Source organism: Vibrio sp. 10N.286.49.B3 (assembly GCF_002873395.1).
Classification (GTDB): Bacteria; Pseudomonadota; Gammaproteobacteria; order Enterobacterales; family Vibrionaceae; genus Vibrio.
Genome location: NZ_MCUV01000011.1, coordinates 68,680 through 94,573, shown reverse-complemented (window position 1 = coordinate 94,573; position 25,894 = coordinate 68,680). Strand labels below are relative to the sequence as shown.

Annotated in this window: 28 protein-coding genes; 26 read left to right on the top strand and 2 right to left on the bottom strand. The window is 42.6% G+C overall.

Annotated features, from left to right (window positions below; genetic code table 11):
• Positions 1-102 precede the first annotated feature (102 nt).
• Together nifA and nifL are read right to left on the bottom strand one after the other, a co-directional pair.
• Entirely contained in the window at positions 103-1,677 is a 1,575-nt protein-coding gene (gene nifA, locus BCU68_RS06320) for a nif-specific transcriptional activator NifA (RefSeq protein ID WP_102563942.1), read from the bottom strand.
• Positions 1,678-1,688: 11 nt separating this feature from the next.
• Positions 1,689-3,218 (bottom strand): nitrogen fixation negative regulator NifL, encoded by a 1,530-nt coding sequence (gene nifL / locus BCU68_RS06315; protein ID WP_102563941.1) that lies wholly within the window; start codon positions 3,216-3,218, stop codon positions 1,689-1,691.
• Between the two features lie 307 nt (positions 3,219-3,525).
• Between nifL and rsxA the strand changes: the two genes are divergently transcribed.
• From rsxA to BCU68_RS06185, 26 genes are all read left to right on the top strand, one after another.
• A complete protein-coding gene (gene rsxA / locus BCU68_RS06310) occupies positions 3,526-4,101 on the top strand; it encodes an electron transport complex subunit RsxA (protein ID WP_102563940.1) in 576 nt (191 codons plus the stop codon).
• Positions 4,102-4,113: 12 nt separating this feature from the next.
• Positions 4,114-4,653, top strand: a complete 540-nt coding sequence (locus BCU68_RS06305; RefSeq protein ID WP_102563939.1) for an RnfABCDGE type electron transport complex subunit B — start codon at positions 4,114-4,116, stop codon at positions 4,651-4,653.
• 11 nt (positions 4,654-4,664) lie between these two features.
• Positions 4,665-6,158 (top strand): electron transport complex subunit RsxC, encoded by a 1,494-nt coding sequence (gene rsxC, locus BCU68_RS06300; protein ID WP_102563938.1) that lies wholly within the window; start codon positions 4,665-4,667, stop codon positions 6,156-6,158.
• A complete protein-coding gene (locus tag BCU68_RS06295) occupies positions 6,151-7,155 on the top strand; it encodes an RnfABCDGE type electron transport complex subunit D (protein WP_102563937.1) in 1,005 nt (334 codons plus the stop codon). The genes rsxC and BCU68_RS06295 overlap by 8 nt, the downstream gene beginning before the upstream one ends.
• Positions 7,152-7,760, top strand: coding sequence for an RnfABCDGE type electron transport complex subunit G (locus tag BCU68_RS06290; RefSeq protein ID WP_102563936.1), 609 nt, complete (start codon positions 7,152-7,154; stop codon positions 7,758-7,760). The genes BCU68_RS06295 and BCU68_RS06290 overlap by 4 nt, the downstream gene beginning before the upstream one ends.
• A complete protein-coding gene (locus tag BCU68_RS06285) occupies positions 7,753-8,421 on the top strand; it encodes an electron transport complex subunit E (protein WP_102563935.1) in 669 nt (222 codons plus the stop codon). The genes BCU68_RS06290 and BCU68_RS06285 overlap by 8 nt, the downstream gene beginning before the upstream one ends.
• 18 nt (positions 8,422-8,439) lie before the next feature.
• Positions 8,440-8,697 (top strand): RnfH family protein, encoded by a 258-nt coding sequence (locus BCU68_RS06280; protein WP_102563934.1) that lies wholly within the window; start codon positions 8,440-8,442, stop codon positions 8,695-8,697.
• Between the two features lie 143 nt (positions 8,698-8,840).
• On the top strand, positions 8,841-9,380 hold the full coding sequence (locus BCU68_RS06275) for a flavodoxin (RefSeq protein WP_241901286.1): 540 nt from the start codon (positions 8,841-8,843) through the stop codon (positions 9,378-9,380).
• A gap of 451 nt (positions 9,381-9,831) precedes the next feature.
• Positions 9,832-10,707 carry a nitrogenase iron protein gene (gene nifH / locus BCU68_RS06270; protein WP_102563932.1) on the top strand — a complete coding sequence of 292 codons (876 nt, stop codon included), beginning with the start codon at positions 9,832-9,834 and terminating at the stop codon, positions 10,705-10,707.
• Between the two features lie 45 nt (positions 10,708-10,752).
• The gene (gene nifD / locus BCU68_RS06265) at positions 10,753-12,216 is read left to right on the top strand and encodes a nitrogenase molybdenum-iron protein alpha chain (protein ID WP_102563931.1); all 1,464 of its coding nucleotides are present in this window, start codon (positions 10,753-10,755) and stop codon (positions 12,214-12,216) included.
• A 76-nt stretch (positions 12,217-12,292) separates the two neighbouring features.
• A complete protein-coding gene (gene nifK, locus BCU68_RS06260; RefSeq protein ID WP_102563930.1) occupies positions 12,293-13,864 on the top strand; it encodes a nitrogenase molybdenum-iron protein subunit beta in 1,572 nt (523 codons plus the stop codon).
• A 95-nt stretch (positions 13,865-13,959) separates the two neighbouring features.
• Positions 13,960-14,181 (top strand): putative nitrogen fixation protein NifT, encoded by a 222-nt coding sequence (gene nifT, locus BCU68_RS06255; RefSeq protein WP_102563929.1) that lies wholly within the window; start codon positions 13,960-13,962, stop codon positions 14,179-14,181.
• A gap of 18 nt (positions 14,182-14,199) precedes the next feature.
• The gene (locus tag BCU68_RS06250; RefSeq protein WP_102563928.1) at positions 14,200-14,853 is read left to right on the top strand and encodes a NifB/NifX family molybdenum-iron cluster-binding protein; all 654 of its coding nucleotides are present in this window, start codon (positions 14,200-14,202) and stop codon (positions 14,851-14,853) included.
• Between the two features lie 16 nt (positions 14,854-14,869).
• Positions 14,870-15,157, top strand: a complete 288-nt coding sequence (locus BCU68_RS06245; protein WP_102563927.1) for a DUF6129 family protein — start codon at positions 14,870-14,872, stop codon at positions 15,155-15,157.
• Positions 15,158-15,306: 149 nt separating this feature from the next.
• Positions 15,307-16,737, top strand: coding sequence for a nitrogenase iron-molybdenum cofactor biosynthesis protein NifE (gene nifE / locus BCU68_RS06240; protein ID WP_102563926.1), 1,431 nt, complete (start codon positions 15,307-15,309; stop codon positions 16,735-16,737).
• Between the two features lie 10 nt (positions 16,738-16,747).
• A complete protein-coding gene (nifN, locus tag BCU68_RS06235; RefSeq protein ID WP_102563925.1) occupies positions 16,748-18,112 on the top strand; it encodes a nitrogenase iron-molybdenum cofactor biosynthesis protein NifN in 1,365 nt (454 codons plus the stop codon).
• Positions 18,113-18,124: 12 nt separating this feature from the next.
• Entirely contained in the window at positions 18,125-18,622 is a 498-nt protein-coding gene (locus BCU68_RS06230) for a NifB/NifX family molybdenum-iron cluster-binding protein (protein WP_157935172.1), read from the top strand.
• A 19-nt stretch (positions 18,623-18,641) separates the two neighbouring features.
• Positions 18,642-18,947 (top strand): ferredoxin III, nif-specific, encoded by a 306-nt coding sequence (gene fdxB, locus BCU68_RS06225; RefSeq protein WP_102563923.1) that lies wholly within the window; start codon positions 18,642-18,644, stop codon positions 18,945-18,947.
• Positions 18,948-19,079: 132 nt separating this feature from the next.
• On the top strand, positions 19,080-19,910 hold the full coding sequence (locus BCU68_RS06220; RefSeq protein WP_157935171.1) for an NAD(+)--dinitrogen-reductase ADP-D-ribosyltransferase: 831 nt from the start codon (positions 19,080-19,082) through the stop codon (positions 19,908-19,910).
• Positions 19,911-20,156: 246 nt separating this feature from the next.
• Positions 20,157-21,038, top strand: coding sequence for a Fe-S cluster assembly protein NifU (gene nifU, locus BCU68_RS06215; RefSeq protein WP_102563921.1), 882 nt, complete (start codon positions 20,157-20,159; stop codon positions 21,036-21,038).
• Positions 21,031-22,254: a cysteine desulfurase NifS gene (gene nifS, locus BCU68_RS06210; RefSeq protein ID WP_102563920.1), complete on the top strand. Its 1,224-nt coding sequence runs from the start codon at positions 21,031-21,033 to the stop codon at positions 22,252-22,254. Before nifU ends, nifS begins: the two co-directional genes overlap by 8 nt.
• A gap of 13 nt (positions 22,255-22,267) precedes the next feature.
• Complete coding sequence (gene nifV, locus BCU68_RS06205) at positions 22,268-23,404, top strand: homocitrate synthase (protein ID WP_102563980.1); 1,137 nt, start codon at positions 22,268-22,270, stop codon at positions 23,402-23,404.
• A gap of 17 nt (positions 23,405-23,421) precedes the next feature.
• Positions 23,422-23,697 (top strand): nitrogenase-stabilizing/protective protein NifW, encoded by a 276-nt coding sequence (locus BCU68_RS06200; protein WP_102563919.1) that lies wholly within the window; start codon positions 23,422-23,424, stop codon positions 23,695-23,697.
• 11 nt (positions 23,698-23,708) lie between these two features.
• Positions 23,709-24,173 carry a nitrogen fixation protein NifZ gene (locus BCU68_RS06195; protein ID WP_102563918.1) on the top strand — a complete coding sequence of 155 codons (465 nt, stop codon included), beginning with the start codon at positions 23,709-23,711 and terminating at the stop codon, positions 24,171-24,173.
• 14 nt (positions 24,174-24,187) lie between these two features.
• A complete protein-coding gene (locus tag BCU68_RS06190; protein ID WP_102563917.1) occupies positions 24,188-25,015 on the top strand; it encodes a peptidylprolyl isomerase in 828 nt (275 codons plus the stop codon).
• 149 nt (positions 25,016-25,164) lie between these two features.
• Positions 25,165-25,542: a hypothetical protein gene (locus BCU68_RS06185; RefSeq protein ID WP_102563916.1), complete on the top strand. Its 378-nt coding sequence runs from the start codon at positions 25,165-25,167 to the stop codon at positions 25,540-25,542.
• Positions 25,543-25,894: the final 352 nt, after the last annotated feature.

Below are 25,894 nucleotides of genomic sequence, written 5' to 3'. Positions count from 1 at the left end.
TGTACCAATATAAAACTCATTTATTTCATGTTCTTATATGACGATGTCGGCAAAATTAGTGACAATTGTCGTAAAACTTACAATGGCGATGTCGATTGTCGCTTAAATTTTCTTTACTTCTATATCCATAATTTGAATTCGATAGGCTATTTGTCTTGGTGTCATGTTTAATAAGCGTGCTGCTTTCGCTTTTACCCATCCAGATTGCTCAAGGGCATCAATAACCGTTTGCTTTTCATCGGCAGATTTTTGTTCCTTTGTGGTGTTGTTCAACAATGGAGGACTACTTGGTGAACCCATCAATGTTGGCGTAGGTGTTGGGCTGGTTATTGATTGAGGAAACGAGATATGTTCGGGTGTAATTAATCCAGACTCACACATGATGGATGCTCTTTCTAATGTATTCTCCAACTCACGTACGTTACCAGGCCATGAGTAACTCATTAAATGGCGCAGGGTAGAGTCAGCAATCGTTATTTTTCGCTGCTGTTTCTTGCCTATTTTTTCTAGCATAAATTCAGATAGCTCAGGAATATCTTCTGTGCGTTCTCTTAGGGCTGGTAAATACATAGGCATGACATTGAGTCGGTAGTAGAGATCTTCACGAAACTGTTCTGTAGCGACTTCAGTTTCTAAGTTACGATTGGTGGCTGCAATGACTCGCACATCAACGGAGATCGTCGATGTGCCTCCAACCCGTTCAAATTCTTGCTCTTGCAGTACACGTAACAACTTTGCTTGAAATGCAGGGCTTGTCTCACCAATTTCATCGAGGAAAATGGTGCCTTTATCCGCCATTTCAAATCGGCCTTTACGCTGCTTAACGGCACCGGTAAAAGCGCCTTTTTCATGACCAAATAATTCAGATTCAAGTAAATTATCGGGAAGTGCTGCGCAATTTAATTTAACGAACGGAGACCCGGCTCTAGGGGAGTTATAGTGAATGGCATTTGCTAGTACTTCTTTACCAGTCCCCGACTCTCCACGCAGTAGTACTGTCGAATCCCATGGCGAAACTAAGCGGATTTGATCGAAAATCTTACGCATAACTTCTGAGTGACCAATGAGGTTATTGAAACAGTACTCATTCCTGACCTTTCTTTTAAGGTTATCTCTTTCATTAACTAGTTGCTGTTGTTTATTCTCAACTTGGTGTGACAGCTGTACGTTTTTCGATATAAGATTCGCGACCATCTCTAAGAAGTGGCTTAGTAACGTGATCATTTGATCCGATTTGTATTTCGGCTGAGCAGAAAGGGTTCCAATTATGTCAGATTGGGCGTTTTTTAATGGCACACAAATAAAGGGTTTATCATAATCGTATATAGCGAGCTTGTCGGCAAAGCGTAGATCATCACCTAAATTACGGATAACAATAGCGTCACCCTGTTGCAAAAGTTCGCCAATGATCCCTTCTCCAGAACGATAGCTGACTTGCTTATCAAAGTTCACATCATCATAGTCTGGTGAATGGAGTGATTTAACCAACATGGTTTCTCTACTGGGATCTTTAATGGTTAATAATCCGCATAATAAACCGCACTCCTCATGGAGCACTTCCAAAACCAGTTTTGACGATTCGGTGTAATTTAAGCTGAAATTAAGTTGACTACTAATACGATACATCGCTGATAACAGCCTTCTTTCCAGCTCAACAATTGAGTTCTCTATCATCATATCTATGATCCTTAATGGGAAGATTTTGGAAAGATAAGCTGGATGCATGCACCACCCAATGACTGGCTTTTACCGATTTCGATCATGGCTGAATGTTCATTCATAACCTGATGAACAAGAGCAAAACCAATCCCTCTGCAGCTTGAGTGTGTTTTGGGCTTAGTACTATAGAAGGGTTGAAATATTTTATGGCGAATATCGTCGTTAATACCACCACCGCTGTCTTCAATGGATAGGATGGTTTCGTCGATATTCTCATAGGTTGATACAACAACCGACCGGACAGGACCATTGGCGATCTGTATAGCATCAATGGCATTATCGATGATTTGCTTTATAGCGAGTAATAGACGGTTGGGCTTCCCTTTTATCGCCGATAAGGCGGAATCTAAATTGAAATCAATGTTAGTGGAACTGCTTAACAACTCCTTTGTACTAATTGAAACCGCGTCTCGTACCGACTGGTTTAAATTAACATGCTGTATTACTTCAGGGATTCGCTCTGGTATTGCCAGTTTGATCTCAGATAGCGCGTTTGTTGCTGACTCCATAGCATTATCCATCGCTGTGAGGCCAGGGCAGGAGTGATTCGTTTGTTTCAAGATAGTGACGGCGGAATCGACCATGTTAAGTGGTCCTTGTAACTGGTGCAAAGTCGCCATCATGACTTCTTGCATCGAATGGACAAACTTATTGTCATTCACCAGCAGGGTAATCGTATTGAGTCTTTTTTCTTCTAAATACTGTTTTTCTTTAGTGCGGTCAATGATGCCGACTAAGGTATAGCAGTCAGAGGTTGGATGAAAGTAAGCTTCAGTTTTTGTATCTTGGACAGGGATTTTTACTAAAGTAAAGTCCAACCACTTTTCTTCTTCGAGACCATCAGTATTGGTATAGATACTTTTTGAGCGCTGTGCTTCTTGACCTAAATATTGTTCAATAGAGTGATGATTGTAATCATTTTCTAGATGCTCAAGAAGAAGCTCAATGGGTTTTTGGATCGATCGAGAAGCAAGTAGATCGTACTTTTTATTTTTGAAAATGATTTGATTTTGGTCATCGACGAGCGCCATTGAAATAGGTGCTGAGTCGAGTATAGCGTGAAAAAGAGTCGATTGATTTCTTTGCTCTGTTTCTAATTTGTGAGTGTCGGTGATATCTCGTTGAATTGAATAATAATAGCTAGGACCTTCATTAACAGATAAAGCAGAAATAGAGATGTCTGCGATATAGAGCGATCCATCCTTTCGCCGATTGATCAGTTGTCCATTCCATACCTGATTGTTTGATATTGCCTTCCACAAATGCTGGTAAACACTTTGTGGTGTCATTTTATAAGAGAGTATAGAGCTATTTTTTCCATACAACTCTTGCTCACTATATCCAGTCGTTTCAATAAAGCACTTATTGACGAACAAAATATTGCCCATATTGTCAGTAATACTTATAGCGACGGAAGCGTTAATAACAATTTGAGTAAACGCTTCAAAGCTAAATTGATCACTAACAGGGATTAACCCTTCGGTTTTCTTTTGCTCCATATACATGTCCTTATGTTCGTCAAAATTATATCCTTTACAATATAATGACCCATGCATTAATTATTCCACATAATAAGTAAGGTTAATTTGAGTGTTAATTAATCAGGTATTGTTTGATTTGCGACAATTGATAACAAATTATCGTGGATTGTTCGCTTTGTAACATGGCAAATCGTTTGTTCTAGGTAGGTTAAAAAAGCCAAAGTGCCTAGTTATATTGGGCATTATGAGCATTTTTGGTGCACGTTCTTGCTCTGGCACATCTTATGCAATATTCCTAATTTCCCTCATACATTAGGAATAAAGAATGACCGATGGAATACTTATTTTATTAAGTGCAGCATTTGTTAATAACGTAGTGCTAGTCAATTTTTTGGGGCTTTGCCCATTTATGGGGGTGTCTGGAAAGATAAATAGTGCGCTTGGAATGGGCATTGCGACCACCTTCGTAATGACAATCGCTTCCATTACTTCATGGTTATTAGAAACCTATTTCCTACAACCTTTTGGTTTGGAATACTTACGGATCATTTCTTTTATTCTCGTCATCGCAGCGGTTGTTCAATTGTCGGAGTTGTATGTGAAAAAAAGTGACCCCGCAATGTACCAAACACTCGGTGTGTTTTTACCCCTCATCACGACTAACTGCGCCATTTTAGGTGTTGCCCTTTTGTCTGTGCAAAACGGACTTTCATTTCTCGAATCTCTGATGTTTAGCGTTGGATCCGCCATAGGGTTCACCGTTGTTATCGTGTTGTTTGCAGGGTTACGGAGTCAATTGACCTTAAGTCGAGTACCTGAAGCGGTTAAAGGAACGCCCATCGCATTTATCACTGCGGGGTTACTTTCAATGGCATTTATGGGCTTTTCAGGGATGGTTTAGAAGGAGATAGAAATGATAGCAATTGGTTTATTTATTGTGTTAGGCGGCCTTTTAGGGGCGGCACTGGGTTATGCAAGTAAGGTTTTTCATGTCGAAAGTAACCCGCTGGTTGACCAAATCGAGGATCTAATGCCTGGCGGTCAATGTGGTCAGTGTGGTGAAGCCGGTTGTAGGCAGGCGGCAGAAGCGATGGTTAAAGGTGATCTTAACCCTGCTGCATGCCCACCTGGAGGCGCGGCTTTATCGAGTGCAATCGCAGAGATGTTAGGAGTTTCGCTTGAGATGAGTGACGACGATATTCAGTGGGTCGCAAAAATCGACGAATCGAACTGTTCAGGATGTACGCGCTGTTATAAAGCCTGTCCATTTGATGCCATTGTTGGTGCTACAAAACAGATGCATACCGTTATTCAAGACGTTTGTACGGGGTGTCAGTTGTGTTCACAAGTATGCCCTCAGGAGTGCTTATCCATAGTCTCATTATCACCAAGCATCACGACATGGTGCTGGCCGAAACCGAGCACTGAGTCACCGACTGAATTGGCAAGCTAAAGGAGAAGGCAATGCAAACATTTATTACGGCACCTTTTAACGGTGGCATCCATCCCAAATCTTATAAAACAATGTCTAACCAACGGCGCATTGATGAAAGTTTTTGGCCTCAAACCGTCTATTTGTCATTGCAACTACGTAATGGTGCTGTGCTCACTCCTTTAGTCAGTGTGGGAGAGCATGTCAAGCGAGGTCAGCTCATCGCGGTGGGTAAAACAGGTATGGTGCCGCCAATTCATGCCTCTGTGAACGGTATTGTGGTCGATATTTGTAAGCATATTAGTGGCCACCCTTCAAAAGCGAAGGCGGAGACGATTGTTATTCGCGCAAATAAAGATAGAAGTTGGTCCACAACCTCAGTAAGAAGCAATATTTATAATTTTAGCCAACAAGAAATCATCGAAAAAATAGAAAGTGCTGGCATTGTTGGACTTGGCGGAGCGGGTTTTCCAACAGCCTCCAAGCTTAAATTTGCTAAGCAGGCAAATGTACATACTCTCGTTATCAACGGTGGTGAGTGCGAACCTTATCTGACCTGCGATGATATGACGATGCAAGAGGTTGGTAATGAAGTGATTGCTGGTATTCGTTTGATGCTTATCGCAAGCGGCGCCGATAAAGCGATTGTTGGTATAGAAGATAATAAGCGAGAAGCATTTGATAAGTTAACTTCACTGGCAAGCGATGACCTAAATATAGATATTGTGCTTGTGCCAAGTATTTACCCGATGGGATCCGAGCGACACCTCATTAAAGCGCTACTTGGCGTTACCGTACCATTAGGCAAACTCTCAACGGCAATAGGGATCTTAGTTAATAATATCGCAACAGCGGTTGCCGTGTATAACGCCGTCCGATTCAACCGTCCATTGGTTAGTCGTGTGATCACAGTTTCTGGTAAAGGGATTAACCAAGCTGGAAATATTCAAACTCCGATAGGCACCCCCGTCAACGACATTATCGCTCACTGCGAAGGGTTAAGTGAGGATACCGACCGTTTGATTTTTGGTGGACCAATGATGGGTCAGGTTATTACCTCATTGAAAGTCCCAGTAGACAAGTGTGTTGGCGGAATTCTCGCGCTAACCGACACCGAAACGAAAGAGCCTCCTCATCAAGAGTGCATACGTTGTGGTCAATGTGTGCGTGCTTGCCCAATGGGCTTAATGCCATTTCAAATGGCGGCGTATTCACGTGTTTCTGATTTCAAAATGGTTGAAAGCTTAGGAGTCAATGCCTGTTTATCTTGTGGGGCGTGCAGTTACGTCTGCCCATCTAATTTGCCTTTAGTGCAATATTTTCAATACACGAAAGGCGTGATTAATTCGGTAAAGGCAAAAGAAAAACGCTCAGCACAAGCCAAAGTGTTAACCGAAGCTCGGAAAGTCCGTTTAGAAAAAGAAGCCGAAGAGAAAAAAGCAGCTAAGGCAGCGAAAGCAGCAGCAAGAAAGAAACGTGCACCTAAAAAATCAGCAACCAAGTCAAAGGAGGCAGCTAATGATTAATTATAAAGCGGCGGTAGGTCCGTTTTCTCATAGTGAAAATTCGAGTATACGCATTATGTACACCGTTATCTTAACGCTGCTGCCAGCAGTATTGTTTGGTGTGTACCAATTTGGACAAAACAGCGCATTGATCATTTTGACCTGTTGCATCGTAGCGGTTGGCGTCGAATACCTATGCTTGCTTACCATGAAGCGAGATCCTAAAGCCTGCTTAGATGGCTCAGCGTTATTAACGGGATTACTGCTTGCCATGAGCTTACCACCAACGGTTCCTATGTGGATCGCTGTTTCTGGTGCCGTTTTTGCGATCGTTGTAGGCAAACAGATATACGGCGGACTTGGACAAAACCTGTTTAATCCTGCAATGCTGGCACGTGTTATGTTGCTCATCTGTTTTCCGGTTGAAATGACCAATTGGGCACAACCTTCTCCTATCGATTTTAGTAACAACCTCGTACACATTCCCGATGAGTGGTTTTCTGCTGACGGTGTAACGTCAGCAACATGGTTAGGTGAATCAGGGAATAGTGGCTATCTTCAAGATTCATTTTTTGGCATGCAAGCGGGTAGTATCGGTGAAACAAGTGCTTTTCTGCTGCTTGTCGGTGGCTTAATTTTGATCAAAAAAGGCATCATTAGTTGGGTTATTCCTGTGACGTTCTTTATGGGCTTAGGGATCCCGGCTGCGCTTAGTTATTGGGTCAATTCAGAACAATTTTTACCACTCACAACCCATTTGTTTAGTGGCGCAGCGATATTAGGGGCTTTTTATATTGCGACTGATTTGGTTACTTCACCAACGAGTACCAAAGGGCAAGTCTTGTATGGTCTTGGTTGTGGATTACTGATTTGGTTGATTCGAACCTTTGCAAGTTACCCAGAGGGTGTTGCCTTTGCCATCCTGATTATGAATGCAGCATCCCCGCTCATTGATCACTACTTGCGTCCTGCATTGTTTGGTAGCCACGAGGCGAAAATTCTGGAGGAGAAGCAATGAGAATGACGTTAGAACAATGGAAACTACAAATTCCCTATCAGAGCTTGTTGCTAGCCGTCATTGCCGGTTTAGCCGCGACTTTAGTGGTTTTAGCTCAATCGATCACAGCACCGCTAATTGCTGAACAGCTGGAAAAAGATCAACAAGCCCTTTTAGCTCAAATATTAAATGGTCAGACAGCGGTAAACGATGTGTTTGCAGAAGGCGTGATCCACCAATATGAAGGGGCATCCTATACGATTTACCCTGTAGTCGGTGAAGAAGGAACGATTACGCACCATGTAATTAGTGGTGCTCAAGATGGGTACAGTGGCGAAATTCGTTTCCTCATCGGTGTCGCTATTAACGGTGAGATTGAGGGGGTTCGTATATTAAGTCACTCAGAAACGCCAGGCCTTGGTGACAAAATAGAAATCGAGAAAAACGACTGGATATTGAGTTTTAATCAGCGTTCATTGACTAACACCACGGGTTGGAAAGTAAAAAAAGATGGCGGTGACTTCGATCAATTTTCAGGAGCAACCATTACGCCAAGAAGTGTGGTTAAAGGCGTACATAGTGCGCTAGTCATATTGGAAGAATCAAAGGAAATTGATGATGAATAGTTATAGCAACATATTCAAAGAAGGGTTATGGAAAAACAATATCGTACTTAATCAATCGCTTGCATTATGTCCGCTATTGGCAGTAACCAGCAGTGCCACCAATGGTCTTGGTCTTGGCTTAGCGACTACCGCGGTAATGATGGCTTCAAATATGTTGGTGTCATTAGGCAAGAATGTGATCAGTAAAGCCGTCAGAATCCCGGTTAATATCGTCATTATCGCGACGCTGGTTACATTGACGGACTTTGCACTCAATGCCTGGCTTCATCCGCTGCACAAAGTGTTAGGGCTGTTTATTCCTCTTATTGTGACCAATTGTGCCATTTTAGGCCGTGTAGAATCATTTGCGAGTAAATCGAAAGTACTGCCTTCAGTGGTGGATGGCTTTGCGATGGGGATGGGCTTTACATGGGTGTTGATGGTGCTTGGTGGCATCAGAGAGGTACTGGGTAGTGGTACCTTATTTGCCAATGCTAGTCTGTTACTTGGTGATTGGTCCTCATTTTTAGAGATGACGGTTATCCCTGATTATCGCGGAATACTATTACTGATTTTACCGCCAGGTGGCTTCTTGGTGTTAGGCGCTTTACTTGGTATAAAGCAAAAAATTCAACAGACGATAAGCAAACGTAAGCAACAAGCGATTGCCGTTGAAGTGTAATCAAGAAGGGAAATGAATATGAACGTGAGTGTGGTCTATGCCTTACCTGAAGAGCAAACATGGTTACCGGTTGTAGTCGAAGAGAATGCAACGCTAATGACGGCAATACATATTTCGGGACTACTTAATATGTTTCCAGATATCGATTTAGAAAAACAAAAAGTAGGCATCTTTGGTAAAACGTCGGATCTAGAAGCTACGTTGAGTGATGGTGATCGTGTTGAGATATATCGTCCAACGACATGGGTCGAAGATGAAGATGACGATGATGACTAATTGTCCGCTTTAGTACATTTTGTTTGTTTTTTATCATTTCACTGTTTTTTAAAAGTGTTTATTTTCAATGAATTAAGTTTTGGTTTGGTCCTTGCATTACCAATTGTGACAGTAGCTAATTTAAGACACTATTAGGGAGATTCATGATGTCTAAAGTCGGAATATTTTTTGGAACAGATTCAGGAAGCACCAGAAAAATTGCCAAGCAGCTTTATAAGAAGTTAGGTGAGGATGTTGCAGACAAGCCACTTAATATTAATCGTGTCGATGCCAGTGCATTTGATGATTATGACTATTTAATTTTTGGTACACCGACTTATGGTGAAGGTTTATTACCAGGGCTTAGTGCTGAATGCCAAGCTGAAAGTTGGGAAGAGTTTGTTCCTAATTTTGATGAAATCGATTTAACGGGTAAAAAAGTGGCGCTATACGGCTTAGGGGATCAAGTTAACTACCCTGATGAGTTTGTCGATGGTCTAGGTGAATTGTATGACTGTGTAGCAGAAGTTGGAGCCGAGGTTGTCGGTCGATGGTCGCCAGAAGGGTATGAGTTTAATGAGTCGACAGCATTGGAAGATGATATGTTTGTTGGCCTTGTTATCGACAAAGACAACCAATCATCACTCACCGATGAACGCGTCGATAGCTGGGTTGAAATGATCAAATCGGAAATGAGCCTTTAATCAAATCTTGTTTAATAACTTTCCACAACAGGTGCTTAATGCACCTGTTTTTTTATTTAAAAGAAGATAAAAGTGCAGCGCTTAGCTTCCATTATCGCTGGACGTTGATACCTATTACTCCATCTACCATCTACCATCTACCCTCCTAGAGACATAACACCACGAAAGTGCGCACCTTCATGCAAAGGTCCCTATAACTTTTCTAGATAAAACTGACAGTGTCATGTCATTACCAACAACTTTCTTGGCCTGCCAACACAAAACAAATCTAGAACACAAACTGTGATCACTGACAACTTTGTACAGTAGCGAACAAAACAGTGTCTGATTGTTATGTCTACCAATAGCGTTTTTTTATTAAGTACTTGTATTTTAATGGTTTTATGTGTTGGCTCGTATTTCGCAATAGTAAAGATGAATTGTATTTTCACATCCTATGGAGGGACCTATTATGACAATTCGTCAATGTGCAATATACGGAAAAGGCGGCATCGGTAAATCAACAACTACACAAAACTTAGTTGCGGCATTAGCTGAAGCAGAGAAAAAAGTAATGATCATTGGTTGTGACCCTAAAGCGGATTCAACTCGACTTATTCTTCACTCAAAAGCGCAAAACACCATCATGGAAATGGCTGCAGAAGCGGGCACAGTGGAAGATATCGAGCTAGAAGATGTACTAAAAGTGGGTTACGGCGGCATCCGTTGTGTTGAGTCTGGTGGTCCAGAGCCGGGTGTAGGTTGTGCAGGTCGTGGTGTTATCACGGCAATCAACTTCCTAGAAGAAGAAGGTGCATACGAAGACGACTTAGATTTCGTATTCTACGATGTTTTGGGTGATGTGGTATGTGGTGGTTTTGCGATGCCAATTCGTGAAAACAAAGCCGAAGAAATCTACATCGTAGTTTCTGGTGAAATGATGGCTATGTACGCAGCGAACAATATTTCGAAAGGTATTTGTAAGTACGCAACATCAGGTACGGTTCGTCTTGCTGGTTTAATTTGTAACTCACGTAATACCGACCGTGAAGATGAATTAATCATCGCATTAGCAGAAAAAATCGGTACGCAAATGATTCACTTTGTTCCTCGTGACAACATCGTTCAGCGTGCTGAAATCCGTCGTATGACCGTTATTGAGTATGACCCAACGTGTAACCAGGCTGATGAATACCGCGCCTTGGCACAAAAAGTAATTGCTAACGAAAAATTTGTTATTCCAAACCCAGCCACTATGGATGAGCTAGAAGATCTGTTGATGGAGTTCGGAATCATGGAAGTCGAAGATGAGAGCATCATTGGTAAGGCAGCAGCTGAAGCAGTCTAAGTGATTTTCATTGGTTATTCCTAACACACTTTATTGGAGGCAGAAATGTCGATGAATAAAACAGAAGCTCAAGCTTTGATTGACGAAGTCTTGGAAGTTTATCCGGAGGTGGCTCGTGAAGAACGAGCTCAACACCTTAGTGTTAATGATCAAAGTAGCGAGGGTAAATGTATCACCTCGAACCGTAAGTCTTTGCCAGGTGTAATGACCGTTCGTGGCTGTGCTTACGCAGGTTCAAAAGGGGTGGTTTGGGGTCCAGTAAAAGATATGCTGCATATCTCTCATGGTCCGATTGGTTGTGGTCAATATTCAAGAGCAGGACGTCGTAACTATTATTCAGGCACAACGGGTGTCGATAGTTTTGGCACATTGAATATCACTACTGACTTCCAAGAGCGTGACATTGTATTTGGTGGTGATAAAAAGCTATCAGGCGCAATTGATGAACTCGAAGCTTTATTCCCACTTTCTAAAGGCATCTCAGTGCAATCGGAATGTCCAGTCGGTCTGATTGGTGACGATATTGAAGCGGTTGCCAAGATAAAGGGTGAAGAAATTGGCAAGACCATCGTGCCAGTACGATGTGAAGGTTTCCGCGGTGTATCTCAATCACTTGGTCACCATATTGCCAACGATACTATCCGAGATCATGTTCTATCTAAATCAGATGAGCGCGAATTTGAAGCGGGTCTGTATGACGTAGCAATTATCGGTGATTACAACATCGGTGGTGATGCTTGGTCTTCACGAATCATTCTTGAAGATATGGGACTAAACGTTGTCGCACAGTGGTCTGGAGACGGTACCTTGGGCGAGATGGAAAATACGCCGAAGGTGAAACTCAACCTAGTGCACTGTTATCGTTCTATGAACTATATCGTGCGTTATATGGAAGAGAAAAACGGCGTGCCTTGGATTGAGTACAACTTGTTTGGACCAACCAAAATTGAAGAATCAATGCGTAAAATCGCAGAACACTTCGATGACAAAATTAAAGCTCAAACTGAAGAAGTCATCAAGCGCTACCGCGTACAGTGGCAAGCCGTCATTGATAAGTATAAACCTCGTCTAACAGGCAAAAGTGTCATGTTGTACGTAGGTGGATTACGACCTCGTCACATCATTGGTGCTTATGAAGATCTTGGTATGGAAATTGTCGGTGCGGGTTATGAGTTTGCACACAACGATGACTACGTGAAAACGACACCAGAACTCAAAGATGCCACGCTTTTATTCGATGATGCTTCTTCATTTGAATTGGAAGAGTTTGTTAAAAAACTGAATCCAGATCTTGTCGGCTCAGGTATCAAAGAAAAGTACGTATTCCAGAAGATGGGCTTCCCATTCCGTCAAATGCACAGCTGGGATTATTCAGGTCCATATCATGGCGTTGATGGTTTTGCGATTTTTGCACGCGACATGGATCTTACGATCAACAACCCTTGCTGGAGTGCCGTTAAAGCTCCTTGGTTGAAAGAAACAGAAGAAGCCTTAGTTGAGACTGCGTAGATAAAGCACTGCAGTTCAATAACATTATTTAACCGAACCGGGGTTCACAGATTAGTGGCACGGTAGGAGAAAAATTATGACCCAGAAGATTGATGATATCAAAACGGGTTACGACTTGTTCAAGCAACCTGAATATACAGAGATGTTTGAAAACAAGCGTAATACGCATGAAGACTCAGTTGACGCGCAAAAGGTAAAAGAGACCTTTGAGTGGACAACGACTGAAGAGTATCAAGAACTCAACTTTAAACGAAAGCATGTCACGATAGATCCAGCAAAAGCTTGTCAACCACTAGGGGCAGTATTGTGTTCTTTAGGGTTTGAAAAAACCTTACCTTATGTCCATGGTTCACAAGGGTGTGTGGCTTATTTCAGAAGTTACTTTAACCGCCACTTTAAAGAGCCTATTGCGTGTGTTTCGGACTCAATGACTGAAGATGCGGCGGTATTTGGTGGTCAAAATAACATTTTTTATGGACTGCAAAACTCACTTGCGCTTTACAAACCAGAAGTGATCGCACTTTCTACCACTTGTATGGCTGAAGTTATCGGTGATGACTTACGTGCCTTTACAGGAAACGCGAAAGTTGAAGGGTATATACCAGAAGATTTGCCGACGCCATATGCGAATACGCCAAGTTTTGTTGGTAGCCATCTAACGGGTTGGGACAACATGTTTTCAGGGTTCCTCACTTACTTTAATCCAAATCCAGCACAAGATGCACAAGCCGGAAGTAGTGAGAAAATCAATATTGTACCAGGTTTTGAAACTTACCTTGGCAACTACCGCGTTATCCAGAGAATGCTTGATGAGATGGAGATTGAGTACAACTACTTGTGCGATCCTTCTGAAGTTCTCGATACGCCAGCTGACGGTGAATATCGTATGTATGAGGGTGGTACCCCTATCGATATGATTAAACAAGCGCCTAATGCAAAAGCGACAGTATTACTTCAGCCAGAGCACTTAACTAAGACGAAGAAAATTGTTAGCGGCACTTGGAAGCAAGACGTTGTAGACACCGTGATCCCTATGGGATTGGAGTGGACTGATAACTTTGTGATGAAAATGGCGGAAGTATCAGGCAAGCCTATTCCTGCTTCAATCACTAAAGAGCGTGGGCGTTTAGTCGATATGATGACGGATTCACACTCATGGCTGCATGGTGTCACGATTTCCCTCTATGGCGATCCAGATTACCTGCTTGGTATGTCTAAATTCTTAACGGAATTAGGCTGTGAAATTAAGCATGTCTTGTGTAACAACGGTAATAAACGCTGGCGCAAAAAGATGGAAGCTCAGTTGGCTGAAACGCCTTACGGTGAGAATGCACAAGTCTTTGCTGGCAAGGATTTATGGCACTTCCGTTCACTTATGTTTACTGACAAACCAGACTTAATGATTGGTAACTCGTACGGTAAATTTATTGAGCGTGATACGAAAGCTAAAGGCGCTGAGTTTGAAGTCCCTCTAGTGCGTATCGGTTTCCCAATCTTTGACCGTCACCATCTTCACCGTAGTACGACTTTGGGTTATGAAGGTGCGATGTACATCTTGACGACGCTTGTCAATGAAGTACTGGCTAAGTTAGATCGCGAGACGAGCGAACTTGGTAAAACAGACTTCGGATTCGATCTCGTTCGATAGAAGTTGCAGTACGTCTAAACGCTGCACCCTGCAAGTGATCGTTCGGGTGCAGCGATAGGGCGACTGGTTTAATACTTACTCACAAGGAAGACCCAATGGCTAATGTCATGATCCAAACGACTGAGCAAGGTGAACTCAGTTTATATTTGCCAAAAAAGGATTTAGAAGAGCTCATTATCAAATTTGAGTTTGATCAAGAAACAAAATGGGGCGGTGAAGTGCACCTAGCTAATGGTGCGGTTTACTTTATTGAGCCTATGGCAAGCAAGCCAAAGTTACCGATAACGCTGCGTGCAAAAAGGTTAGTAGCAGCGTAAATAAAAAGGAGCGTGCGCATGGAGTCGCAAATATCAAACGAAGCTGCTCTTCGTATTTCTATGGCATCAAAGACATTACCAGAGTTAGACACTAAGTCTTTTGTCGGGTTGTTGCTAAAGCATTTAGGAGAGCCATTATCTGAACAAAAAATAATGGCAATATCACCAAAGTCATTTCGCGCAATGCTCGCCTCATTCGACGATAAAATTAATCGTCAGTCCATGACCGAAGCATTGGCAATTTTAACGAGCCAAGACGTTACTCTACAGCAAGCCCCAGAAGTACATGCAGGTAGTCCACTGCAAGGACCTAAACTTCGCGTGGTCGTTACCTCTAACCAAGGTGAGTTACTCGATGGTCATTTTGGCTCTTGCTTACGTGCTTTGGTTTATGAAGTTAATGGTAGTGATTCGCAACTGGTTGATGTTAGGAAGGTTGATAGCAATATTAAAGGCGAACAGCGCACTGAAAGCCTGGTTCGTATGATACAAGATTGTCATGTGCTATTTACCTTATCGATTGGTGGTCCAGCAGCAGCAAAAGTGACTAGAGCGAATATCCATCCAGTGAAAAAGCATGCAGCGATAGAAGCAAAAACGATACTAGAGGATCTTAGTCAGGTTATTGCTGGAACACCGCCGCCATGGATTGAAAAATCACTTATTCGTTAGTCATTGGGAGGTCGTTATGGCTGAGAATGCTGCACATCATGATTTGTTAGAAATTGAGACTATTGGTCGTAGGCTCGATAAAGAGACATCGATCGATGACAACACCCTAGTGCGCTTGAAAAAAGATTTTTCGCATCTTCGTTTTACGCTTTGCTCAGAAGACGATACCGCTGAACGTGAACCCTTTGAGCAGTATGAGAAATTTGACCTGCATTTATTGGGTGCGGGCAGTGGATGCTTAGGGCTCACTATGGATACGTCCAATTATTGTGGTGTCGTTGTCGCCCTGCGAGAAGAGGGCTAACAAACGTTTTGTCGGCTTTGTTTGTTTTACGACAAAAGTAACGTTTTAATCTTCATGTCTTGTTTGTTTGTCTATATAAAACAGTCACTTAGTTTGTGGCTTTTTAATTGCAGATAGTAAATAGAAGGATCTTATTTGCAGGAGGCACAATGAAACAATCGGAAATTCGCTTACTACAGGACGAGCCAGCCTGTGAGCACAATGCAGGTGAAAAAACAGGCTGTAGTCGCCCGGTCCCTGGAGCAACAGCAGGTGGTTGTACATTTGATGGAGCTCAAATTAGCTTACTACCCATTGCCGATGTTGGGCACTTGGTACATGGACCGATTGGCTGCGCAGGGAATAGTTGGAATAATCGCGGTACCAAAGCCAGCGGTAGTAACCTATTTAGGTTGGGCTTTACCACCGACTTGAACGAGCAAGATGTGATCATGGGGCGCGCAGAGAAACGCCTGCTGCATGGGATTAAACAGCTGATTGAAAACCATCAACCTCCAGCCGTATTTGTCTACTCTACCTGTGTACCAGCGTTAGAAGGAAATGACGTTGATGCTATTTGTCGCCTAGCCCAACAGAGATTTGGTCTTCCAGTGGTTCATGTTGATGGCGCTGGTTTTTATGGCAACAAAAATTTGGGTAACCGCATCGCAGGTGAGGTGATGATCAATAAGGTTGTTGGTAGTGCAGAGCCGCCACCAAAACCAACAATGAAACACGATTCAAGCCGCAAAGTGCACGATATTGTACTGATAGGTGAATACAACATTGCAGGGGAGTTCTGGCATGTTTCACCTCTGCTAGAAGAGTTAGGGCTGCGTGTATTGTGCTGCATGGCAGGAGACACACACTTTCATCAAGTCCAAACAATGCACAGAGCAGACGCTTCAATGGTGGTGTGCTCTCGAGCGCAAATTAATGTTGCGAGAAAGCTGCAAGAAAACTGGGGTATTCCATGGTTTGAAGGCAGCTTTTATGGCATTGAAGATACCTCTGAATCACTTCGTCAATTTGCCCGTTTACTGAACGATGAGCAATTAACGCAACATACTGAAGTGGTAATTGAGCGCGAAGAGAAACGAGTTCGTGAAGCACTCAAAAGCTATGCATCGAGATTAAAAGGCAAAAAAGCGTTGCTCTACACGGGCGGAGTGAAGTCTTGGTCTATCATTTCTGCACTTGCGGATATTGGCGTTGAAACCGTTGCGACCGGCACTCGAAAATCAACACAAGCGGATAAAAATCGCATCATAGACATTATGGGCAAAGAAGCCTTAATGTTGGATGAGGGAGGCGCTAGAAAACTCCTTGATGTTTATAGCCAGTATGATGCTGATGTGTTGATTGCAGGTGGACGAAACATGTACACCGCAATGAAAGCACCTGTGCCTTTCCTACATATAAACCAAGAACGTGAACTTGCTTACGCTGGGTATGAAGGGATGATTACGCTTGCTAAAGAGCTTTGTCGAACGATTGAAAGCCCAGTCTGGAAGGCAGCGAGAAGCACAGCACCATGGGCATCAGCGACTGAAAATACGCCACAACTTAAGCAAACTGTCGCTCAATACAAGGAAGGGTGAGGACGAGATTATGACTGAATTTATCAATAACCGTGCACCGCTAGTGACTCAACCGTTAAAAACCAGTCCAGCGACCGGTGCGGTGATCGCTTCACTTGGCTTTAGTGGCTCTATTCCGTTATTACATGGCGCTCAAGGCTGTGCTGCTTTTAGTAAAATCTATTTGATCTCCCATTTTAGAGAGCCAATCCCTATTCAAAATACGGCCATTGACCATATCTCTGCCGTAATGGGGGGCGATGACAATCTAACCGAAGCATTAGCGCTCTTATGTGACAAGCATGAACCCGAGTTGATTTCCGTTATGACGACAGGTCTAACTGAAATGCAAGGTACTGATCTCACTCGGGTCATTATGGATTTCAAACAATCTCACCCTAACTATGCATCAGTCGAAATTGTCGGAATGAATACGCCAGATTTCAGCGGTTCAATGCAAACCGGTTTTGCCCATGCCGTCGATCGTATCGTGCGCCAGGTCGTTAAAGCACCGACAGGTTTGCGTAGAGAAAAGAAATTGGTAACCGTGTTGTGCTCAGTTTCAATGACTTCTGCAGACATTGAAACCCTAAAGCGCTACTTATCAGCATTTGATTTAGAGTCGATTTTTGTTCCAGATATTTCTCTTTCTATGGATGGGCACATGGAAAACGCCGATTACTCCCCAACGAGTATGGGCGGCACGTCGATGCAAGAAGTTGAAATGATCTCTGATAGCGTCGCAACCATTGTGATTGGTGGATCCATGTTGCCGACCGCAAAATGGTTAGAAAGACGATTTTCTATTCCATTTATCTCCACATCAATGGGGATGGGAATTGATGAAGCTGATGCCCTGATCATGGCGCTTAGTGAATTGAGTAGTAAAACGGTTCCTCAATGGATAACGCGTGAGCGTCAGCGCTTACAAGATGCGATGGTTGATAGTCACTTTTTTGTATCTGCTTCTTCCATTTCTATGGCACTTGAGCCGGATCTCACCATGGGATATAGCTTACTACTAAACAGTATGGGAGCGAACATAGACCGAGTTGTGACGACGATAGACAACGCGGCAGTACGCACAATTAATGCTAACAAAATCATCATTGGCGACCTCTCTCATGTCGCAGATTCCGGTGCGTCTGTTGATCTCATTATTGGTAACTCTCATGCCGCTCAAATTTATGAACCACAGATCCCCGTAGTGAGAGCCGGTTACCCTTGTCATGATCAGTTTGGGAATATGGATGTACGTCAGTTTGGCTATGAAGGAAGCCGTGAAAGACTCTTCGCGATTGCAAACCAATTGATGCATCGCGTCAAAGAGGTTGAACCACATGTTAGTGAATATCGCGTTGATGCTGAACAAGTCGTGCCAAATTACGAGTGGTAGGGAGGGATTATTGTGTTAAATAACAGACGAAAACTGTCAGTGGAACCACGTCCAAATAATTCAGAGTTCAGTTTTAATATTGCCTTTGCAACACAGGATAGACACCACGTTGATCAGCATTTTGGCACAGCCAAGTGCGTGTTGATTTATGGGGTAGGTAAAAAAAGTTGGTCGCTGCTAGAGGCCATAGAGTATCAAGAAGTTGATGAAGATAGGCATGGAAAACTGCCTTCTCGAATCAATGATTTATCGGTTCTTAATTGTGCAGCGATTTATTGTAATGCGTGTGGCGTTTCAGCGATTAGGCAACTGATGCAAAGTGGTGTTAACCCCGTGAAAGTACAACAAGGCATGGATATTCACGCGTTAATTGCTAGTTTGCAAAAGGATTTAGTGGGAACACCGACTGGATGGATAAAGCGTGCGCTCATGCAAAAACCACAGCGTAATGATACTTCGTTGGATGACCAACAACGTTTAGAGCATTTAATGGATGAAGAGTGGGTATAACCACTAAAAGGAGTAAATAATGGCAAAAATAGCAGGCCAAACAAGGGGCGGGGCGGTATGGGACCCACAGTTTATCGATGAGGTTAATGCCAATAGCTGCATTGGTTGTGGACGATGTTATAAAGTCTGTTCGCGCGATGTTTTTGATCTTATTGAGAAAGAAGACGTTGATGATGACGATGATATGTATGACGACTACGATGATGATCAAGTCATGATGGTCATGGCAACCAAAGACAAGCTCGACTGTGTTGGTTGTGGCTCATGCGCTAAGGTTTGCCCGAAAAATTGCCACAGCTTTGAAGCTGGCTCAGCGCTTGCGTAGTTATCCTATGCCGTCAAATCTCGATAAAGCTATAGGTTGCTTAGTGAGGCTTATTATATCTCGATGCATTGTATAAAGAGCAAGAGATTCGAAGTCTTGCAGAGCAACTATTTAATCTTGGACGTAGTGAGCATGCCAGCTAGAACGTCGATTTATACGATCAGTGAAGAGGAAAATACGTTTCTTGATGGCATGACGCTTGTCCATAACCACTGTAATTTACCTTCGAAATTGATTGTTAGCCTCGATTACCAACACCGCCCAGTTCCTATCACGATTAATAGCATTGAGCCTTGGCTAGGTCACTTTCGCACACAAGTGATCAGTTTACTCACACCTAATGAGCGTGCTGATTATTTTCAAAACGTGATGAGTTTAAGGTTTGGTGTTGAATCATCAATAAAAAACAGAGTAAACAGTCTTAAAAAAAGCCCTGGGAACTATCGTAAGCTACTGCTTGGTTGGATATTTAACTCCGATAGTCCACATGCAGCGGTGTGGCGCAAGTGGGTGGAATCTCGCTTTGGGTTACTCACACGTTATCATCATAATCCTATCAGTCATCCTGATAGTCATGCTTATCAACGTTACCTTAAATCAGGCGGTTCTTTCCTTTCTAGTAATATCGAGTTGTTTGATCAGTTGGATTTCTTATATTTCTATTGCCAATTGGAACTTGAATTGCGCGACCCTGATCGGACTCATGTCACCTTGTATCGCGGTTTCTCCAATTTAACCACCTCGCAAATAGCTGAAATGAATGTCGCGTATTTTAATAATTTAAGCTCATTAACCAGCGATCCGGAATTAGCGATCCAGTTTGGAAATCACATCATCAAAGTTAGTGTTCCAGTTTACAAAATTGTCTGCTTTGACTCTTTATTGCCAAAGGTGTTGCATGGTGAGCAAGAGTACATGGTGTTAGGGGGGCTATATCGAGTTGAGAGAGTGACGTACTTTTAATTCAGTTCAAATTCTTGCCTTTGTCACTATATGTACATCTATGCATACCAAATTGTTGCCTTTCAGACAAATTATTTATCTACTTTATGACAAAACATGACAAGCGTCACAAATAAAATTGTCAGTTTTGTCGTAAAACCCTTATATATCAATGGTTTTATCGTGTTTTATTTCTAGGTGCGATGTTTGCAACTTACTTTGTATAGTGCATCTCGAATAGCGGGTGCGAAGCAGCAAGGAGTGCTTATGTGGAATTATTCAGACAAGGTTAAAGAACATTTTTTTCAACCTAGAAATGCGAAAATGCTCGACAATGCCAGTGCCAAAGGTGATGTCGGTTCGTTGAGTTGTGGCGATGCATTGAGCCTTAGCTTAAACATTGACGAAGAAACCGATGTCATTGTCGATGCAGGTTTTCAGACGTTTGGCTGCGGTAGTGCGATTGCCTCTTCGTCGGCATTGACAGAAATTATTATTGGCAAGACGGTCGAGCAAGCGCTCAAAGTCACCAATAATGACATCGCAGAATATCTTGATGGATTACCACCTGAAAAGATGCATTGCTCAGTCATGGGGATGGAAGCGCTTCATGCAGCGATTGCTGATTATCGCGGCGAAGCGGTTGATGATGACCACGAAGAAGGTGAGTTAATTTGTAAATGCTTCGCGATTGATGACTTAATGATCAAGCGCGTTGTTGCAGCCAATAACCTCACTTCATTAGAAGAAGTCATTAACTACACCAAAGCCGGCGGTGCTTGTAGCTCATGTCATGAAAAAATTGAATGGGTATTAGAAGATTGTCTAGCGACCCCACTGAAAGAAGTCGCCAGCACGGCTATTGCAGCAACAATGGATGACGCTGTACAGGATAAGAGAAGAGTCATTATCGAAGGGGTACTTGATGAAGTTCGCCCAGGTATACATGCCGATGGTGGCGAAATCACTTTAGTGGATATTGAAGATGATATGGTCTTTATCCATCTATCAGGAAACTGCAGTGGTTGTGGGCTATCAGGCTTAACTTTAGCGAGTGTTGAGACAAAAATATCTCAAGCATTAGGAGAGGATATCATCGTTTTTCCTGTCCAAGCTGATAGCCTTAAAAAGGAGGCGAGTTATGCTTAGTTCTGTCCCATCTAAAATGGTCTACTTAGACAATAACGCAACGACTAATATCGATCCTGCTGTCTTAAGTGAAATGATGCCGTACCTTACTGAATATTATGGCAACCCATCTTCAATTCATAGTTTGGGCGGTCAAGTCGGTATTGCTATCGAAAAAGCACGTGAGCAGGTTCAATCCTTAATCGGAGCAGAGCACAGTTCAGAAGTGGTATTTACCTCTTCTGCGACAGAAGCAAGTGCTACTGCCATCTACTCTGCACTGGAAGCTTTACCATCGCGCAAAGAGATCATCACCACCGCTGTCGAGCACCCAGCCACGCTAGAACTGTGTCAGCACATGGAGCGAAAAGGGTACAAGGTACACTACATTGGGGTAGACAACCGAGGCCGCCTTGATATGGAAGCCTTAAAGCAGGCACTAAGTACCAATGTTGCGGTCGTTTCTTTAATGTGGGCAAATAATGAGACAGGTACGCTGTTTCCTGCCGCACAAGTTGCTCGTCTAGCGAAATCCTTTGGCGCTCAAGTCCATGTGGATGCGGTACAAGTGCTAGGAAAATACCCCGTTGATGTCAAACTGACAGAGATAGATATGATCTCTTTGTCTGGGCATAAATTTCATTCGCCAAAAGGCATCGGCGCACTTTATTTAAGAAGAGGGACTCGCTTTCGCCCATTATTTCGCGGTGGCCACCAAGAACGTGGCAGACGCGCTGGTACTGAAAATTGTGCCTCGATTGTTGGGCTAGGCAAAGCTGCAGAGTTAGCTGAACTGTCTTTAGAAACCGACATCAGTCGTATAGCACTAATGCGTGACCGACTTGAGCAGGGCATTTTAGCTCGAATTCCTAGTACCTTTGTCACGGGTAACCCTTCTGAAAGAGTGCCAAACACGAGTAATATCGCTGTCGAATACATAGAAGGGGAAGCGTTATTGCTGATGATGAACCACGTGGGTATTGCCGCATCATCAGGTTCAGCTTGTACGTCAGGTTCTCTTGAGCCTTCGCACGTAATGAAAGCAATGGAAATCCCGTTTACTGCAGCCCATGGCACATTGCGTTTCTCGCTTTCACGTTTCACTACAGAGGACGACATTGATCATGTGCTAGCGCATTTGCCTAAGATTGTTGAGCGACTACGTGATATGTCTCCTTATTGGAACAGTCAAGAAAACGTAGGTTCGGAAAATAGCTTTAGTCCAGCATATGGTTAGTGGGGGTAAAGCTATGTCTAAGCAAACTCAGTCAGTCGTCACCATCAATGACACCACTTTGCGCGATGGAGAGCAGAGCCCAGGTGTCGCCTTTAGCAGTGAGGAAAAAGTAACTATCGCCAAGCGCTTAGAAGCGGTAGGGGTACAAGAGCTTGAGATTGGAATTCCCGCGATGGGACGACAAGAGCAAGAAACCATTGCCGAGATTAACCGTGCATTGACAACGACACAGTCAATGGCTTGGTGTCGAATGAATAGCCGTGATATTCATGCAGCGACAAATCTTGGTTTGAACTGGGTTGATCTATCAATCCCAACCTCACAGCAGCAGATCACGAAGAAACTCAATTTTACATCTCAAGCGCATTACTTAAAGTACATCCAGTACCATATTGAATGCGCTGTCGATTTAGGTTTTCAAGTCTGTTTAGGTATGGAAGATGCGTCTCGCTCGTCACTTGATGTTTTAGCCACTGTTGCTAACGTCGCACAACGTGCTGGAGCCAAACGACTGAGGTTTGCAGATACATTAGGTATTCTTGATGCAAATAAAACCCAGAAGTACATTAGACATTTGCGACACCACTGCGACTTACAAATAGAGATGCATGCCCACAATGACCTTGGCTTAGCAACTGCAAATACATTAGCAGCGATAGAAGCGGGTGCAACCTCAGTGAACACCACAGTATCGGGTTTAGGAGAGCGAGCAGGTAATGCAGCACTTGAAGAGGTGGTTGTCGCGATGTCAGTTTTAGGTAAAGGCGAAACGGGTATTGACCTTACCGCACTTCCTTCCTTATGTGATCTTGTCAGCCAAAAATCTGGGCGTGCTCATTGTCCGCAAAAAGCCATTGTTGGCGAACGAGTCTTTACCCATGAGTCAGGAATACATGTTGATGGTCTTGCGAAAGATCCAAACAATTATCAGGGTTTTTCACCCAATATTGTTGGTCGTCAGCATCAAGTGGTATTAGGTAAACATTCAGGTAGTCGTGCTATTTCAATGGTGTATAACGATTTAGGCATTGAGCTCTCTAAAGCGCAATGTGATCGTATACGACGCTATTTGCGAGGGTGGTCTGAATCGAATAAGTCTATCCCAACCGATTCTGATTTGTATCAATTAGCAAAGACTTGTTTTGTATAGTGAGGTAAAGAGTTGTAATGAATGATCGACAAAAACAACAAATAAGCGCATTGAGTAGTGCAGAAGATTTTTGCGAATATTTTGGCATAGAATACTCAAAAATATTGCTACAAACCAAACGAATTCCATTACTTAGAATGTACCACTACTTGCTTGCCTCTATGGAAAAAGAAACAGAGCATAGTTTTACTGATTATCAAAAAGCGCTTCGTATCGCATATCGTCAGATAGAGAAGGGCAATGAATTAGCATTTAATCCATCTAATTGCGACGGATGCAGCGACTGTGATTAAAGGAGTGAGTGATGGCAAATGAAGAACCAAGGTTTTTTAGCGGTAGTGACGTTAGAGTCGTTCGCAATATAAGAAATGATGGTAGTTTTAAATCATCGATTAAGGGGGATCTGCTCGTCCCTGAAGGTGAAGTTGGCATAGTGAAAAGCTATGGATACTTTTTACAAGACCAGGTGATTTATCAGATCTATTTCCCAAATATTGATCAGGTTGTTGGCGTGCGTGATACCGAAGTTATTGCGAGCCATCTAGAGTGGATTCCATGCCTGTTTCGATCTTTGGAAATGGCTCAACTCACTGTTTCATTGAAAATGCGCGGTGAAATTGTGGCAGAAGTCGGTGATCTCATTGAGGTTAAACGCGTTTTTAGAGATCTTGAAACCGGTAAAATTGAATACTTGATTGACCTAGCGAATGAACGTGTTTGGTTAGATTCAAAGGCATTAACGTTGCCTAGTGAAGTCACTACGCAATAAGGAAAATAGACGTCATGGATGAACAGAAATTAAGATACCTTAAAGCAAAACTAGCGACAGAACACCATCGATTGAATTTCGAACACTTATCGATAGCTAAGCAACAAGACGTAGCTATTAAGGCGAATAGTTTACTTGTTATGCAGCAAACTATTTTAAAGTCACCAGAAGCTGAATTGGTTGATGTCTCACATAAAGAAGTGCTGAGAGCTTATCAAAAATGTGTTGATAGCTTTGACAGTGTGCAAGAATTTTATGATGTATTGAAAAAGCAGGGGATTACGCAAGAAGGGTATAAAGTAGCCCTGCGTGAAGAGTTAACCTGTGACAAAGTGATGGACTTTGTAGGGCAAGATATCCCTGAGCTAAATAAACAGCATGCGTTAGCTTACTATGAAAAAAATAAACTTGAGTTCTCACGCGCTTCGCTATGGCGCATGAAGCAAATTCTGATCACGATTAATGATGACTTTGAAGAGAATACTCGTTCTAATTCGCGAAAAAGAATCAACACGATTTATTTACTGACACATACTGAGGATTTCGGTGATTTAGCGATAAAGCATTCAGAGTGCCCAAGTGCGGTAGAGCATGGTGATCTTGGTTGGTGTGAAGAGGGTAAGTTATTTCCTGAGCTAACAGAGGCGCTAAGTCACTTAAAGCAAGGGGAGGTGAGTCGTCCCATCGAAACTGAAATAGGCTTTCATCTTGTTCAATGGTCAGAGAAAAAAGCCCCTTATGTGGCAACTTTCGAAGAAGCTTTGCCTTTTTTAGAAGAGAAACATACAGAGCGTGCTAAAGCTTTTGTACAGAAAAAATGGTTAAGCCAATTGGTGTCATAGCCAGTAGTCACATGGGTCAATATGAGGCTATAGTGATGGTTTGACTCCTTATGAGTCAGAGAAAATAAGCCTTAAAGAGTTATTGAGATAGCATTTTGCTAGAAAATACGCATAATCTTGCTATACAACACTTAAAGAAGAAATTACCCATGACTAACTTTCAATATTACTTTCATCAACTACCATGCTTTAACTGTAAAAAAACGTTAGTAAGCACGGATCTTGGCTGGTTAACTGCTACGATGAAAGATGATGTACTGGCACAGGTTGCTGAGATTATTGCGCAAGGCAATATTGAACCTGATCTTTCTGTGAACGTAACTTGTACAAAAGATGAAGCGCGTAATTATTTATTACTGAACTTTTTCGGTTATTCAGAAGAAGAGTTAGCGGATCAAATCGAAGCATCTGATGAGAAAGAAGTGGCTGATGAAATTGCTGAACTTCTTGAAGGCGGTAATGAAGTCGCTGTCTTTGAACATGAGATTGCATTACAAAGCTGTGTTGATTGCGGTGTTAGTGAGTAATAATTAAAGGTAATCATGTTCTTGTACATGGTGTATCTATAAAGGCATTAGCATAGAGTTTGCTAATGCCTTTTTTATTAGTAGCGATTATTGAAGAGATGCCGTGTAATTGATTTTTGGACAATTATGAGTCAGTGACTTTACTAAATTAGTCTTTGATGAATTACTTCAAGTATGGAAAAGTCGCTTAGCTCAGTATCCATTATTGATGGTGCAGATCATATTGGGTCACTGCCACAGTAGTCGAACTACACTCGTAAAAGTGATGACAGTAAAACTGAGGTAATGACAAGCTTCATGAATCGTTTAGCTCTTAACGGCTAATTTTCATTTATTAGCCATAAATGGCTAA